This is a genomic window from Roseburia sp. 1XD42-69 (assembly GCF_003612565.1).
Classification (GTDB): Bacteria; Bacillota; Clostridia; order Lachnospirales; family Lachnospiraceae; genus Roseburia_B.
In genome coordinates, this window is the sequence record NZ_RAZG01000033.1 from 1 (window position 1) to 13,379 (window position 13,379).

At 43.2% G+C, this 13,379-nt stretch carries 13 protein-coding genes; 1 reads left to right on the forward strand and 12 read right to left on the reverse strand.

Going from position 1 to position 13,379, the window contains the following annotated elements:
- Window positions 1–110: 110 nt before the first annotated feature.
- Window positions 111–1,337 (forward strand): 6-phosphofructokinase, encoded by a 1,227-nt coding sequence (locus D7Y06_RS14810; RefSeq protein ID WP_120408551.1) that lies wholly within the window; start codon window positions 111–113, stop codon window positions 1,335–1,337.
- A 33-nt stretch (window positions 1,338–1,370) separates the two neighbouring features.
- Here the strand turns inward: D7Y06_RS14810 and D7Y06_RS14815 are convergent, their stop codons facing one another.
- From D7Y06_RS14815 to D7Y06_RS14870, 12 genes are all read right to left on the reverse strand, one after another.
- Window positions 1,371–2,333 carry an alpha/beta hydrolase gene (locus tag D7Y06_RS14815; RefSeq protein WP_120408552.1) on the reverse strand — a complete coding sequence of 321 codons (963 nt, stop codon included), beginning with the start codon at window positions 2,331–2,333 and terminating at the stop codon, window positions 1,371–1,373.
- A 15-nt stretch (window positions 2,334–2,348) separates the two neighbouring features.
- Entirely contained in the window at window positions 2,349–3,020 is a 672-nt protein-coding gene (locus D7Y06_RS14820; protein ID WP_120408553.1) for a DUF6320 domain-containing protein, read from the reverse strand.
- Window positions 3,013–4,398 (reverse strand): hypothetical protein, encoded by a 1,386-nt coding sequence (locus tag D7Y06_RS14825; RefSeq protein WP_243119338.1) that lies wholly within the window; start codon window positions 4,396–4,398, stop codon window positions 3,013–3,015. The genes D7Y06_RS14820 and D7Y06_RS14825 overlap by 8 nt, the downstream gene beginning before the upstream one ends.
- An 89-nt stretch (window positions 4,399–4,487) precedes the next feature.
- The gene (locus tag D7Y06_RS14830) at window positions 4,488–5,549 is read right to left on the reverse strand and encodes a DUF6709 family protein (protein ID WP_120408554.1); all 1,062 of its coding nucleotides are present in this window, start codon (window positions 5,547–5,549) and stop codon (window positions 4,488–4,490) included.
- 58 nt (window positions 5,550–5,607) lie between these two features.
- A complete protein-coding gene (locus D7Y06_RS14835) occupies window positions 5,608–6,936 on the reverse strand; it encodes an MATE family efflux transporter (protein WP_120408555.1) in 1,329 nt (442 codons plus the stop codon).
- A gap of 10 nt (window positions 6,937–6,946) precedes the next feature.
- The gene (locus tag D7Y06_RS14840) at window positions 6,947–7,384 is read right to left on the reverse strand and encodes a MarR family winged helix-turn-helix transcriptional regulator (RefSeq protein WP_120408556.1); all 438 of its coding nucleotides are present in this window, start codon (window positions 7,382–7,384) and stop codon (window positions 6,947–6,949) included.
- Window positions 7,385–7,466: 82 nt separating this feature from the next.
- Entirely contained in the window at window positions 7,467–8,537 is a 1,071-nt protein-coding gene (locus D7Y06_RS14845; protein WP_120408557.1) for a hypothetical protein, read from the reverse strand.
- Window positions 8,530–9,027 carry an RNA polymerase sigma factor gene (locus tag D7Y06_RS14850; protein WP_120408558.1) on the reverse strand — a complete coding sequence of 166 codons (498 nt, stop codon included), beginning with the start codon at window positions 9,025–9,027 and terminating at the stop codon, window positions 8,530–8,532. The genes D7Y06_RS14845 and D7Y06_RS14850 overlap by 8 nt, the downstream gene beginning before the upstream one ends.
- 215 nt (window positions 9,028–9,242) lie before the next feature.
- Complete coding sequence (locus tag D7Y06_RS14855; RefSeq protein ID WP_442970416.1) at window positions 9,243–9,422, reverse strand: DUF3788 family protein; 180 nt, start codon at window positions 9,420–9,422, stop codon at window positions 9,243–9,245.
- A gap of 49 nt (window positions 9,423–9,471) precedes the next feature.
- The gene (locus D7Y06_RS14860; RefSeq protein ID WP_120408559.1) at window positions 9,472–10,353 is read right to left on the reverse strand and encodes a winged helix-turn-helix transcriptional regulator; all 882 of its coding nucleotides are present in this window, start codon (window positions 10,351–10,353) and stop codon (window positions 9,472–9,474) included.
- Window positions 10,354–10,699: 346 nt separating this feature from the next.
- A complete protein-coding gene (locus tag D7Y06_RS14865; RefSeq protein ID WP_120408560.1) occupies window positions 10,700–11,551 on the reverse strand; it encodes a hypothetical protein in 852 nt (283 codons plus the stop codon).
- A gap of 118 nt (window positions 11,552–11,669) precedes the next feature.
- Window positions 11,670–13,370 (reverse strand): leucine-rich repeat protein, encoded by a 1,701-nt coding sequence (locus D7Y06_RS14870; protein ID WP_120408561.1) that lies wholly within the window; start codon window positions 13,368–13,370, stop codon window positions 11,670–11,672.
- Window positions 13,371–13,379 lie beyond the last annotated feature (9 nt).

Genomic DNA, 13,379 nt, shown 5'->3' on the forward strand with positions numbered 1-13,379 from the left:
GGAATTTCAGATTTTCAAAATTCATTTTTTATCCATTGCACTTTTTACATTTTTTCTATATGATATAGAATATAATGCTATAACACCAAATAACAACAAGGAGACTTTCTATGAAAACAAATTGTATTGTGGCCCAGTCCGGAGGCCCCACCGCCGCCATTAACGCAAGCCTTGCCGGCGTGGTTAAGGAAGCTGTTTCCAGCGGGGAATTTGACACTGTCTACGGTTCCCAAAACGGCATTACCGGAATTTTAGAGGACAGCATTTTAAACCTTACCAGCCTGGTAAAAGAGAACCCGGACAACCTTTTTACCCTGCAGAAAAGCCCTGCCATGTACCTTGGCTCCTGCCGCTATAAGCTTCCCTCCTATGAGGAAAATGAGGAAGTTTACAAAAAGATATTTGAAAAATTTGAGGAATACCATATATCCGCCTTTTTCTATATCGGGGGCAACGACTCCATGGACACCGTGTCAAAATTGTCTGCCTATGGGGAAAAAATAAACAGCCCTGTGCGCATCTTGGGCATTCCGAAGACCATTGACAACGACTTGTGCATTACAGACCACACCCCGGGCTTTGGCTCCGCAGCAAAATACATTGCCGCCACCATGCTGGAAATCGCCCACGACACCTATATCTACAATATAAAAAGCGTTACCATTGTGGAGATTATGGGACGGGACGCAGGGTGGCTCACCGCCGCTTCCGCCCTGGCGAGAAATTCCTACAGCAAAGCACCCCACCTGATTTACCTTCCGGAAACGCCATTTTCCACGGAGGAATTTTTATCCGATTTAGAAAAACTTCTGAAAACCCAAAACGACGTGATTGTGGCTGTCTCTGAGGGCATCCGGGATAAAGACAATAAATACATCAGCGCTTCCGATGAAAAACTGGATAATTTCGGACATGTTCAGTTAAACGGTGCAGGAAAGACACTGGAATATCTCGTTTCGGAAAAACTTGGAGTAAAGGTCCGCTCCATCGAACTCTCTATCCTGCAGCGCTGCGCTTCCCATATTGCCTCCAAAACAGATTTGGAGGAAGCCTTTGCCTCCGGGGAATATGCGGTGAAACTTGCACTTAAGGGAGAGACGGCATCCATGGTTGCCATGAAACGGGAAGAGCCCTACGCAATCTCCTACCACGCCGCCCCCATAGGAGACATTGCCAACGAAATAAAGTCCGTTCCCAGAGAGTGGATCACCCCGGCGGGAAATGACGTAACCCCGGAGATGGTCTCCTACCTTCTCCCTCTGATTCAGGGCGAGGTTGACATTGCCTACGAAAACGGGCTTCCCGTATATCTCCCGGTAGGGCATTTAATACACTAAGGTTTTCCGCACAGACAAAAGAAGCCGCTCCCTTTAATCCAAAGGGTCTGCGGCTTCCTCTTTTTCTTCTTCGCACAGCAATTCTAAAAATCTTCCCGCCTCTCTCCATGCCTTTTTAGACTCCGGCATTAAAAACATGGCCATCTGAAATACATGGAACATTCCCTCATAAACACTGAACCGGACTTTTACTCCCTGCTTTTTGGCCTTCTCCGCCACAAGGGCGGAATCGCTTAAGAGCATTTCATAGGATCCCGCCTGTATCAGCATGGGGGGAAATCCAGTAAAATCTCCAAAGAGCGGGGAGACATAGGGGTTTTTCGGGTCTTCCAGGCCCAGGTAATCCCTGTTGTAAATCAAACTGTCCTTTGTGTTTCCAAAGAGGGGGTCCAAATGGTAATTGCTCTCGTAGGACTCCCCCGAAGCAGTCATATCCGTCCAGGGGGACATGGCGATAATACCGCAGGGCAGCGGGATTCCATTGTCTTTTAAGTACATGGTAAGGGCCAGGGCCAGCCCTCCCCCGGCAGAATCCCCGGCCAGAATAATCTGGCTGGATTCATACCCTTCCTTTAGAAGCCACTGATAGGCCTCGAAGGCGTCTTCTAAGGCGGCTGGATAAGGTTCTTCGGGTGCCACCCGGTAATCTATGGTAAGAACACAAATCCCATGGCCCAGTTCACAGTAGGCGGCGGCAAAATTCCGGTAGGCATTGCGCATTTTTCCCACATATCCCCCGCCGTGGAGCTGAAGAATCACTTTCTTTGGATTAATTTTTCCCCAGGAAAGCCATTCCATGGTAAAATTTTCCAGGTTAATCTCCGTCACATGAAATCCCTGTGGGGGAATCCAGGGGGGCTCCACCAGTTTTTTCCGCAATTCCCCGTTTTTAATTTTTTTCCCGATTAAGTGGTCTGAGGTAAACCTGGCAATCAATTCCCGGATTACCGTGCCCTGTATGCTGGCCTCCCGCTCTTTTACACCTGTACGCCTCATATGCTCTCCTAAACCTTACCTTACATGAAATCTTCTCCGAAGCTCCATCCTGGCCCTTCTGTCCCCTACAATCACCGTTCCCAGAAACAAAAGCACAGACACGGTAAAGGCAAACCCGCTGATAAATGTCTCCGTCACAATATCAAAAAAGAAAATCAAAGCCAGAGGAATGGCGCTTAAAAATACCATAAAAATCTCCAGCATAATATAGCTCTGCCAGTTTCTCCGGTTGATAAACATCAATGCCACAATGGCGGCATCCACAAAGAGGAAGCCTCCCGGCAGCACAAAGTTTACCGACCAGCCATGGTATCCCACCACACAGTCAATTAAAATCACATATAAAATCCCCAGAAGGGTCACGGAGACTATTTTCGTCTTATACCCCGCCCCCTCATTTAACACGGCAAACCGAAGGATGAAATACACATAGGCAAAACCTGTCCCGGTGATAATGCTCCACCAGATTCCGTCATAAAATTTGTAATTTATATATACGCACAGCACCTCAATAATGATTGAAATAAAAAGAATAATCCGCACGGCAAAATTAAGCTTTTTCACCCGGAAACGAATATCCGGGTAACTTCTTTTCTTATTGTCATTCTGCTCCAAAACAAACTTGCACAGAGGACATGCCGCCGTATTATCCAGCACTTCTATTCCACATTGTTTGCATCTACTCATCATACACTCCATTACTTACAATCGAAACATCCAGTCCATCCTCCGCTAACTGCCGGAAAAATCCCCGCTGCACCGAAGTGTCCAGAAGGATAGAACTAAAGGAAAACATCAGCCTGTCCTCGTAGGAACAGATAGTTCCCTTAATATACTGCCCCTTAGACACAGCCAGAAAAGCGCCAAACATGTCAATGTAAGGCTTGTACTCCTGCTGTACGGAAACATTTCCGATATTGGTCACCGTAGTGGTATTGGCCAGGGCCGCACTGGTGTACACATAGCGCATGGCGATATTTTTTAAAAATAAAGGAACCGCCCTGGCTATAATGTTTTTCTCATTGGACACATTGTAGGAAAAGAGCTCCTCCAAATGCTCCTTGTTAATCTGGCTTTTTAAGCTTTCCTGGGTTATCTTAAGCACCTGGGAAAAGGTGTAATCCTCCTTTGTGGGCAAAAATTCCGCACTTACCATGACAAAAAAGTTTTTTGTTGTTACGGAGTGGAAATAGGGCCTTAAATTTACCGGAACCGCCACACGGATAGGCATTTGAGCCTGCACCCCCGAAAGATATTCCCTGTAGGTGCTGTAGATAAAGGCCGCCACCAAGTATTCGTTAATGCTGGCACCATATCGGCGGCAGACTTCCTTTAGCTGTGGAATCTCCACTGTCCCGTGAATCACCCCAAATTCCCCGGTGCGCAGCTTCTCTCCCTTGATTAGAAAAGCCTTCTGGGTCTTATACCCCTTGGCATGGCTCTTTTTGTAATTCTTTAAAAAACTGTCCTCCCGGTTTAAAGAAGTGCCCATGGAAAGGGAATCCCCCGCCATCTCTTTTAAGGATGGATGCACCAGCCGCAGATATTGGTAAGTCAGTTCTTTTAAAAAGTTAATCCCTCCCATGCCGTCCGTAAGCACATGGAACACTTCCAGATTAATCCTGTTTTTGTAATAGGTCACCCGGAAGAGATAACTCCTGTTTTTATTTTCGTGGATAAAACGGCAGGGGTAAGTGCTTTCTTCCCTTACCTTCGGGGCCGGCTTTCCGTTTTCCTCAAAATAATACCAAAATACCCCCCGCATAAGCCGCACATTAAAGCCGTCAAATTTTGGCAGAACAATATCCAGCGCTTTTTGCAGATATTTTTCCTGGATATTTTCATTGAGACACACAAAAATACGGTACACATTGCTCATGCTCTCCCCGGCAATCACCGGAAAGAGATGGGCGGTGTTATCCAGCTTGTCCCAGCGGATGTTTTCATCTGTACCGTAGCGGTGTTCTCTTTTCAGGGCTTCTTTATATTTACGGCGCTCTTTTTTCTTCGCCTGCTTTTCTAATGATTTCTTTTCTTTCTTTTCCTTTTTTCTGTCTTTTTCCATAAATACAAATCCAAAATCTCCTGTTAAACTGCTTTTATCATATCGTAAAACGGAAATCTGTGCAATATGTTTTTCCTATATGATTTATATCATTTCTTCTTCCTCCTGTTCTTTATCAACTCAAAAACCTGCATCAGCTTTTCCATCTGCAGAAAATCCCCCTGCTGGGACTGGATTTTCTTCCTGTTTTCCTCGCTGAAACCCACTAATATACTGTGGTTTGCCTCTGCAAGATAGTCTATAATACCGTCAATATCCGATTTGATGTTTTTCGGGCAGTGTATATACACATGCTTATTGGCAGTAATATTTAAGGTATAAGAAATACTAAAATGATACCAAAACAGCTTGTGCAGGGTGGAATGTTTATAAATCCAGATAATCTCCTGGATTGGCACAATAGCCACTCCATATCGGGAAGTTTCAATAAAAAAGTGTTCCGTGATAAACATATCCTCTGTGGCGAGCTGGGGCAATGTGGCAAGCTCCTCCTCCGCCTGGGCAAAAAGTTCTTTCCTCTTCCCGAAATTACCCAGAATCTGGCAGGGCGGGGACATATCCGGCAGGGTAATAAACAGAATATTAAGCGCCAAAGCAATCAGGGCAAACAGAGTGCTCCCCCCCATAAAAACAAGTAAAATGATGCCGAAAACATAGCGGAAATCCGGCTCGCTTAAATAGAAACTGTCTACTTTAGAAACAATGCCCGCTTTCGTCCAGTCCAAATCTGAGGACAGGTTATCCAACAGTGCATCATAATTTTTGTCTTTTCTAAGGATTTTCCCCCGGACAGCCAGCCGTTTTATCTCCGGCAGGCCCTGCTCACAGGTAGAAGGGTTCAAAAGTACAATATATCCTCTGTCCTTATATTTACAGTAATAAAAATATCCGGCAGTCCTGCCGTACCGTTTTTTTGTGTAGCCAGTAAAATTGAGGTTCTCAAGCTCTGTGGTTACATAATATTCTTTCTTCCCGTAAAGCTTTTGCATGGAGGAAATATCCTCCATGGATACCGGGAACAAAATGGAGAAAACGGGTAAAAAAATCCACAGAAACGTGATAAAAATAAGATATATCACAGGCGCCAAAAGTCTTCTGCGGTATAAACTTTTTATACTCCGTGTAATATAGTGTTCGTAGTTATCCTGCATATTATCTCTCCCTTAATCTTTTTTAGTATAAGAGTTTTTTACAGAATAGTCAACTTCCTTAATACCCATATTTCTCCCTCTGCCCCTTTAAAAAGAATACTGTAACCACTACAGCCATTACCTCCGCCGCCACAATGGAGAGCCAGATTCCGTCCACTCCCCAGAAAAGAGGAAGGATTAAAACCGCTGCAATCTGGAACACCAGAGTTCTTAAAAATGCAATAGATGCGGATATCAGCCCGTTGTTTAAAGCCGTAAAAAAGGATGAGCCGAAAATAGCAAACCCGGAAAATAAAAAGCAAAAGGAAAAAATGGAAAATCCTCTGATGGTCAGGGCCAAAAGCCCCTTGTCATACCCCACAAAAAGCTTAGAAAGGGGAGATGCCAGCAAATACGCCCCTGCAAACATAATAAGGGCAAATATTCCAATGAGCACCAGGCTTTTTTTCCGCAGGCTTTTTAACTCCCCGTGGTTTTTTGCACCGTACTGATATCCAATCACCGGGGCTGTTCCCACGGAGTAACCGATAAACACCGCCAAAAAAATCATGCTCACATACATCAGTACCCCGTATGCCGCTACTCCGTCCTCCCCGGCATACTTAAGAAGCTGCACATTGTAAAGCATACTCACAATAGACATGGAAATATTGCTCATAAGCTCGGAGGAACCGTTTCCGCAGGCTTTCAAAAGCTCCCTTCCTAAAAACTGCGTCCTGCCAATCTTTAAAAGGCTTTTGTTGGGGCAGGCAAAATAGATAAGAGGTATGACTCCTCCCACGCACTGGCTGATGGCCGTGGCTCCCGCCGCACCGGGAATCCCCCAGCGGAATACTGCCACAAACAATGCATCCAATACCATGTTGGTCACTCCCGCCGCAACCGTCACATAAAGCCCCAGGGAGGGCTTTCCCGCTGTGGCAAAGAGACACTGGAATTCATACTGCAAAACGTAGGCTGGAAGGGCGGCTAAAATGATTCTCCCATAGGTCACACAGTCCTCTAAAAGCTGCCCTTTAGCCCCCAAAAGAGAGGCTATAGGACGGACAAATAAAATCCCAAAAACCGCCAGAAAAACACCGCAGGCAAAGGAGACATAGACAATCATGGAAAACAAATCCCTGGCCTTTTTTTCTTTTCCCTCCCCCAGCGTCTTTGCAATTAAAGCCCCGTCTCCGGTGCCAAACATAAACCCCACGGAGCCTAAAATCATCAAAAAGGGCATAATAAAATTAACGGCGGTAAAAGATGTTTTTCCCACAAAATTAGACACAAAAAAACCGTCCACCACCCCATATACAGACGTAAAAACAAGCATCACCACAGAGGGAAAGGTAAAACTTAACAGTTTTCTGTAAGTAAAATGCTCCGATAACTGAATATTCATAAAATCCTCCTTAAAAACTCTTAGCCTTTTCTCTCAAATCCTTTAAATACTTCTCCGTCAATTCCAGATACATATCCACTTCCTCTTTGGGCCAGGCGGCAAAAATCTCATTTTCCGCCTGAATCATACGGATTACAGTATTTTGGGAAAGCTCTTTCCCCCGATTGGTTAAGCAAACATATTTATTCCTGGAATCTGCAGATTTCAAATATACCATTCCCTCCTGTTCCAGCTTGCGGATTGCTGAATTGACCGTCTGCTTGCTGATTCCGCTTCGGCGGCAGATTTCTTTTAGAAGACAGGATTCCCCGCTGTCGCAAATGGTATACAAAATATTCATGGCGCTATCCGACAACCCCATTTTTACTGCCATATCATGGTACACTGCATTGGTCTCTCCAAATAAATAATTACACCTTTTATTTTCTTTCGATGAATATGGTTCCATTTTCCCTCCAAACAGTATGAAATCGTACTAACCGAAGTATAGTACGATTTCATACTGTTGTCAAGAACTGTTTTTCTTCTCTTTACTCTATTTTCATTTCCAGACTTCCAAACACTGTTTTTTCATAACAGTCAAATGCTTCTAAGAGGAAACTGTCCCCCAGCTCCACTTTGTCAAGGTCAAGGGTATACTTCCATTTTCCTTCCTCCAAAGGCTCTGCACCGCCGCCTCTGATATCCGCTCCCAACTCCTCCGGCAGCCGAAAGCTTAAGCCGGAACTGTAATCCGGGTCGTTCTCATAATAAGTAATTTCCATATAGGTTCCGATATCTGTCTGAATCACTTCCGCTTTTTCCACTTTGGCTTCCGTTCCCGGAATCTCTCCGGAAACCGGCACATAGCACATTTTTTCACTGATGCTCATATCGTTTAAAGTAAATGTAATTTCCTTTCGCATAATACCGTCCATATCGGCACCGTCCTGCCGTGCCGTCCCCTGGCAGACAACATCTAATGTTTTTCCATCCTCCGTCTTTCCGCACCTTATCATAATATCCATCACATCATCGCTGACTGCACGGAAATCCATGGTGGTTACGGCTATTCCAAGCTCATCCGTATTCATAATTCCCCCTCCGATATACACAGGGGTGAGGTTTTTGGATGCGGCGTACTCCGTGACAGACATAGAGCTGTCTATCCCCCAGTCGGACACCATATCCTCCGGTATGGCGTCTGTCGGTGCAAAGAAATATTTCCCCTGTTCCACTGCACTTGCCTCAAGTACAATGTAAATCGTCTCACTGTCACACAGAGCTTCTTTCACCGTATAAGTTGCCACTCCCTCCTCCGTCAAAGGGCTCTCCGTCTGTTCCACGTCTTTTACCACCAATTCTTCCGCCTCCCTGGGAACTTTTTCTCCGATTCTCTCAAAAAAATCCCATAGCCCGAAATACCTGGTGGCCGCATAGGTGGTGCTTCCCACCAATAGCAGTGCAAACACTGCCGCTGCCGCCGCCCACCTTCCCGTGTAATGCTTTACACGGGGTTTATCCGGAAGGTTATTTAAAGTATCCACATAATTCTCCCATACCTTTTCCGGAACTTTTATGTCCTTTTCCAGACCTTTTACCATATTTTCAAATTTATTCATACGAAAACTCCTTTCTAAGCTTGCCCCTCGCTGTCTGCATACGGCTGCGCACCGTACTCTCATTGGTGTCAAGAATTGCAGCGATTTCCCTGGTGGTAAATCCCTGGACATAATACAAAAGCACAATCGCCCTGTATTTTTCATCCAGGCAATCCAAAAATTCTCTCCACTCCAGGCTTAAAAACTCATTTTCCTGATACCAAGCCTCCCCCGCTTCATCCTGTGATATTGTTTTTCTCCTCTGCCTGCAGATGGCATTGCAGTGATTGATGAGAATGCGGGTCAGCCAGGTCTTAAAATATTTATCCTTTTTTAACGTGTCTATTTTTTCCCAACAGGTGAGAGCCGTCTCCTGCATGGCATCCGACACGTCGTCATCGTTTTTTAAGATGGCTTTTGCCACTTTGTAAAGGTCGGGGCCGTATTGCAGCATTAAAGACTGAAACGCCTCTTTGTCATGCTTTTTTGCCTTTCGTACTAAAAAATCCATTCTTTACTTCCTTTCTCAAAAGTTCCGGAGCTCTTGCTTTTTTCTTACACTTATTAGATGGATGGGGAAGGAGTTTTGTCTGAATTTTTTTATTATTTTATCTGAAAGTATCATAATAGAGGTTTTGTGTAAAAAAACAGCGGTAAATCTGTGATAGGATTACTGCTGCTTGGTTTGTTGCAAATATTTAGTTTTGAATGGACAAAATGGAATTATTATTTCCGATTCGGTCTTCTTTTGATAGCCAGCAATTTCATGTAATCATCAAAATCAGCCGTATTGGTCGGTTCAAACATAACCCATTTTCCGTCACGATAGGTTTTTTCGGAAGGTTTCGTTCCCGAATCAAAACTGCTGAACATCTCCTCTGCTACCCTGTTCATATAGGAATTCATTGCCTTTAAATCGCCACTCAGCAATGCTTTGATAAAATCATTATAGTTGTCACTGCCGGGTTTCCGGATAGATTCTAGATACCGTTTTCCTGCTTATATCAAGCATTTCAGCAAGTTCAACAGTTTTATATCTTGAGTTATCTTTTAATAATTCTATAATCCTTTTTTCTGTAACATCTGTAACCTTTCCTGTAACTTTTGTAACCTGGCTGTTTATTCTATCGCTTGTCAACACTGCTCCCGCCGGGCGCATAGGCACAATCAACCTGAAAACATCATCTTCCTCAAAAACTGGTTCTGCATCGGAATAGATTTTTGTGTATTTATACAAATTCCGAACACCAGAACCAAGTGAATCTGCGTATCCGATATTTACAAAAAATTTCGCTATTATGGGATTTTTCGGATAAGGAGTGAAATTCGTGGGACTGATTCTCCCTTTCCACTGTGTTCTGCTCCAGTTCTCCGTCCATATCTTGTCCTTTTCAATAATCAGTTTTGCTGGAAATGCACTCTTAAATTCCCTATGAACTAGCAAATTGCTGACAATCTCTCTGGCTATCGCAGTCCTTACGCTTATATTGATGCCGTCAATCAAGAAAAACTTATCATCCGTGTGTTTCTTAATAAAGTCAATCAACAGGCTATAACTCTCCAGCAAATTGTTTTCTAAAATCAGGCGGTCATCATAACGATCTACGTTCTCTACACGGTAAATTGCATCTGTTTTGTATCCCGGCACACAGGACTGAATGGCTACCGGCTTTCCAAATAAGAGAATACACGCCATGTTAAAGCCTTCTTTTCCGCTTTCCATGTCTTTTTCATAAAGCCCGGCACTTCGTAACAATTCCATATCTGTCATATTGCCCCAAGGATGATCTTTAAATTTATTGACAGCCATCTGCCGGGCTTTGCCCACCAAATCCATACACAAATCTTTTTCTGCGGATTATTGAGCAGATTAATAAAATTTTGCTTCCTTTCAAAACTATTAAGTAAGCAATTCCTAACTCATTTTGTCATGCACAATATTTTTAAATATAATATAAACCGCTGCCCTGTCTGCCGCCCTTGTCTCTGTTATGGAACTGTTAATAGATAAAGTATATCCATTTCCCATTCTAAAGTCAAACTTTGGAATGTATAAAAATGACAAATCAGGCAGGGGAAATGTTTCCCCTGCCCGCCCTGCGGCTTCTTTACGATCCCCCTATTTCACCGTCACTTACAAGTCGCCTTCACGCTATTATTTTAATAATAAATTGTTTTGTAGATTATGTTAACTGCAAAACCTCGGCTTCAAGCTTCTTTAATTCATCAAATGTCAATGCTGGAACGCAATCCGCAATTTCATCAAGTGACATTTTACCTTTCCTAATCAACTTTTCTGCCATTTTTTTTGCTTCCCTATGAGTGGCATTATCATCAATATCCTTTGCATAAGCCTTTAAAATCTGCTCGTCATCAAATAGTGTCATCATAATATCCACAACCTCCTGTTCCTTACTTTCAAGATACTCTTTCAGTACATTTCTGTCTTTGCAAATACGAATTGTTTCTGTTACTGCCTGCTTCGTTTTTCCATATAATTTTCTCTGTTCATTATATACTTTAGAGAAAATTATATACTGTCCGATAATATCTTTCTCATTTTCTTGATATAAGACTTTCACTTCCGCATCAATGGCAATCTTTGCCTCGTCAAAAAATTCCTTAGAAAGCGATATTGTGTCGGGAATATTTTTTCTTTCGCCTGTAAATATCATGTAAAGTTCAGGTATCGGCATATTCACTTTTTTGCTTCCGTACAGGTTTTGGTTTGTGCGCTTAAAATAATCGTGATACGTCTGTATCAGATACATCAATGCACGAATGATGATATTTAATGTCCACGTTGACTGGCTTTCAATCAGTATCATTAACCGATTTCCCACTGAAAATCCCAAGTCGTTATAGTCCGCATCAACCAATACATGCTTAATTGTGACATCTGCAATCTCTTCTTCCGTCACGTTACAATCCTCTGGGTGGAGTGTCTTGTATAGTTGAAGCAGATACTTTCTATCTTGGAACAGATTTGTAAATACGCTGTCTTTTATCTTACGCTTTGGCATACCTTCCGTCACTCTACCACCTCGCTTATGACAAATTAGCAAAAGATTAGAATATAAATTACTCCTGCTATGCTCCAATTATACAAAAAATCTTCCATATTTACAATAAAATTCACATTAAATTAATCCCCTATTTCACCGTCACTTTACAAGTCGCCTTTTTCCCGTTCTTCGTAATAACTGTGACAGTGGTTTTTCCTTTCTTTTTCGCTTTTATGCATCCATACGAATCCACAGACGCAACCTTTTTATCAGAACTTTTCCACTTCACGGTATCCGTAGAATTTGCAGGTTTCAGTGAAGCCTTTAAATAATAACTTTTTCCTTTTTTCAATGTAATGCTTTTCTTATTCAGCTTTACGGAAACAGACTTTTTGTTCCTGGACAGGACAGTAACTGTGCAGGATGCTTTTTTCCCACTTGAGGATGTGGCTGTTATTTTTGCCGTACCAGACTTTTTCCCTTTTATTCTGCCGTTTTTCACCGATACCACAGAGGGCTTTGAACTGCTCCAGGCAAGAGTGTCCGTTGTATCTGCCGGGAATAGTTTCGCCGTTAATGTCTGGCTTTTTCCTTTTGCAAGGTAAATCTTTTTGGAGGAAGGCAGATTTTTGACGCTTAATTCTACCTTAAGTGCCGGGACAGCGGAATCTTCGGATGCTTCTTCTGTGGATGGTTCCTGGTTTCCGGTTTCTGTGTCAGGTTTTTGAGGCGATTTGGTGTTTTCTCCTGAATCCGGATGGTTTTCTTCGGTGTTTTCAGGATTTTTGGGGGGCTCCTCATTTTCTTCCGGCTTGGGGTGAATTTCTTCTACGCCGCCAGGTTCCTGGGGCTTTTGTGTGTTCTCCTCGAAATCTGAACCTTCTTCTGTATTGTCTGGATTTTTATCCTCCGGTTTTTCTTCCTCTCCAACTATGCCATCCGTACAATGAATAACGGCTTTTAATATCGGCTCATTGCCTTCTTGCACTTCGACCATTCTCCACTGTTCCTTTGTACCTTGATAAAAAACATCTGTCAGTTTACTACAATATCCAAAAGCACTTGCCCCAATCCTTGTCACACTGGAAGGAATGGTAACCCTGACTAACCCACTGCCGCTAAAGGATGAAGCCCATATGACTGAAACTGATTCCGGTATCGTCACTTCTTCCAGGCTGCTGCACCCCCAAAATGCATTGCTTTTTATCTCTTCTAGGCTGTCCGGCAGCGTAATTCCTGTCAATCCTTTACAATCTTCAAATGCGACAAACAATATTCTGGTTACCCCTTCCGGGATATTCACATGTCCTGTCTTTCCTCCCGGACACGCAAAAAGATATGTTTGATTTCTGCCATACAATATTCCATTGTCATCTAATGTATATTTTTTGTTGCCGTCTTCCAATAGAATCGACTGCAAATTATCGCATCCGGAAAGGGACGTTTCGTGAATTTCTGTTACACTGGACGGAATGATAAGTTCTGTCAAACTGTCACAATTCCGAAATGCGCAAACCCCTATTTTTTCCAATCCTTTCGGCAGCTTAATTTTTTCCAAGTCTTTACAGCCTTCAAAAACATATTCCTCTATACTGGTCACCGGCCGTTTGTTAATTGTTTCCGGAACTTCAATTTCTTTTTCTCCCAGAAACTCGAATTTAATAATCGCCATAGTCCCATCACCTTTTACTTTATAAGTCAATCCATTTGGCAAAATACCTCTTCGTATTTCTTCAGAAGTATCTCCCTCTGTTTCCCCTGCCCAGACCTTTACTTCTGTTATCGGCTCTGCCATTGATGCAAAAAATACGCTCCACGCCAAGAGCAATGCAAATACTTTTTTCTTCATCCTGCAAAT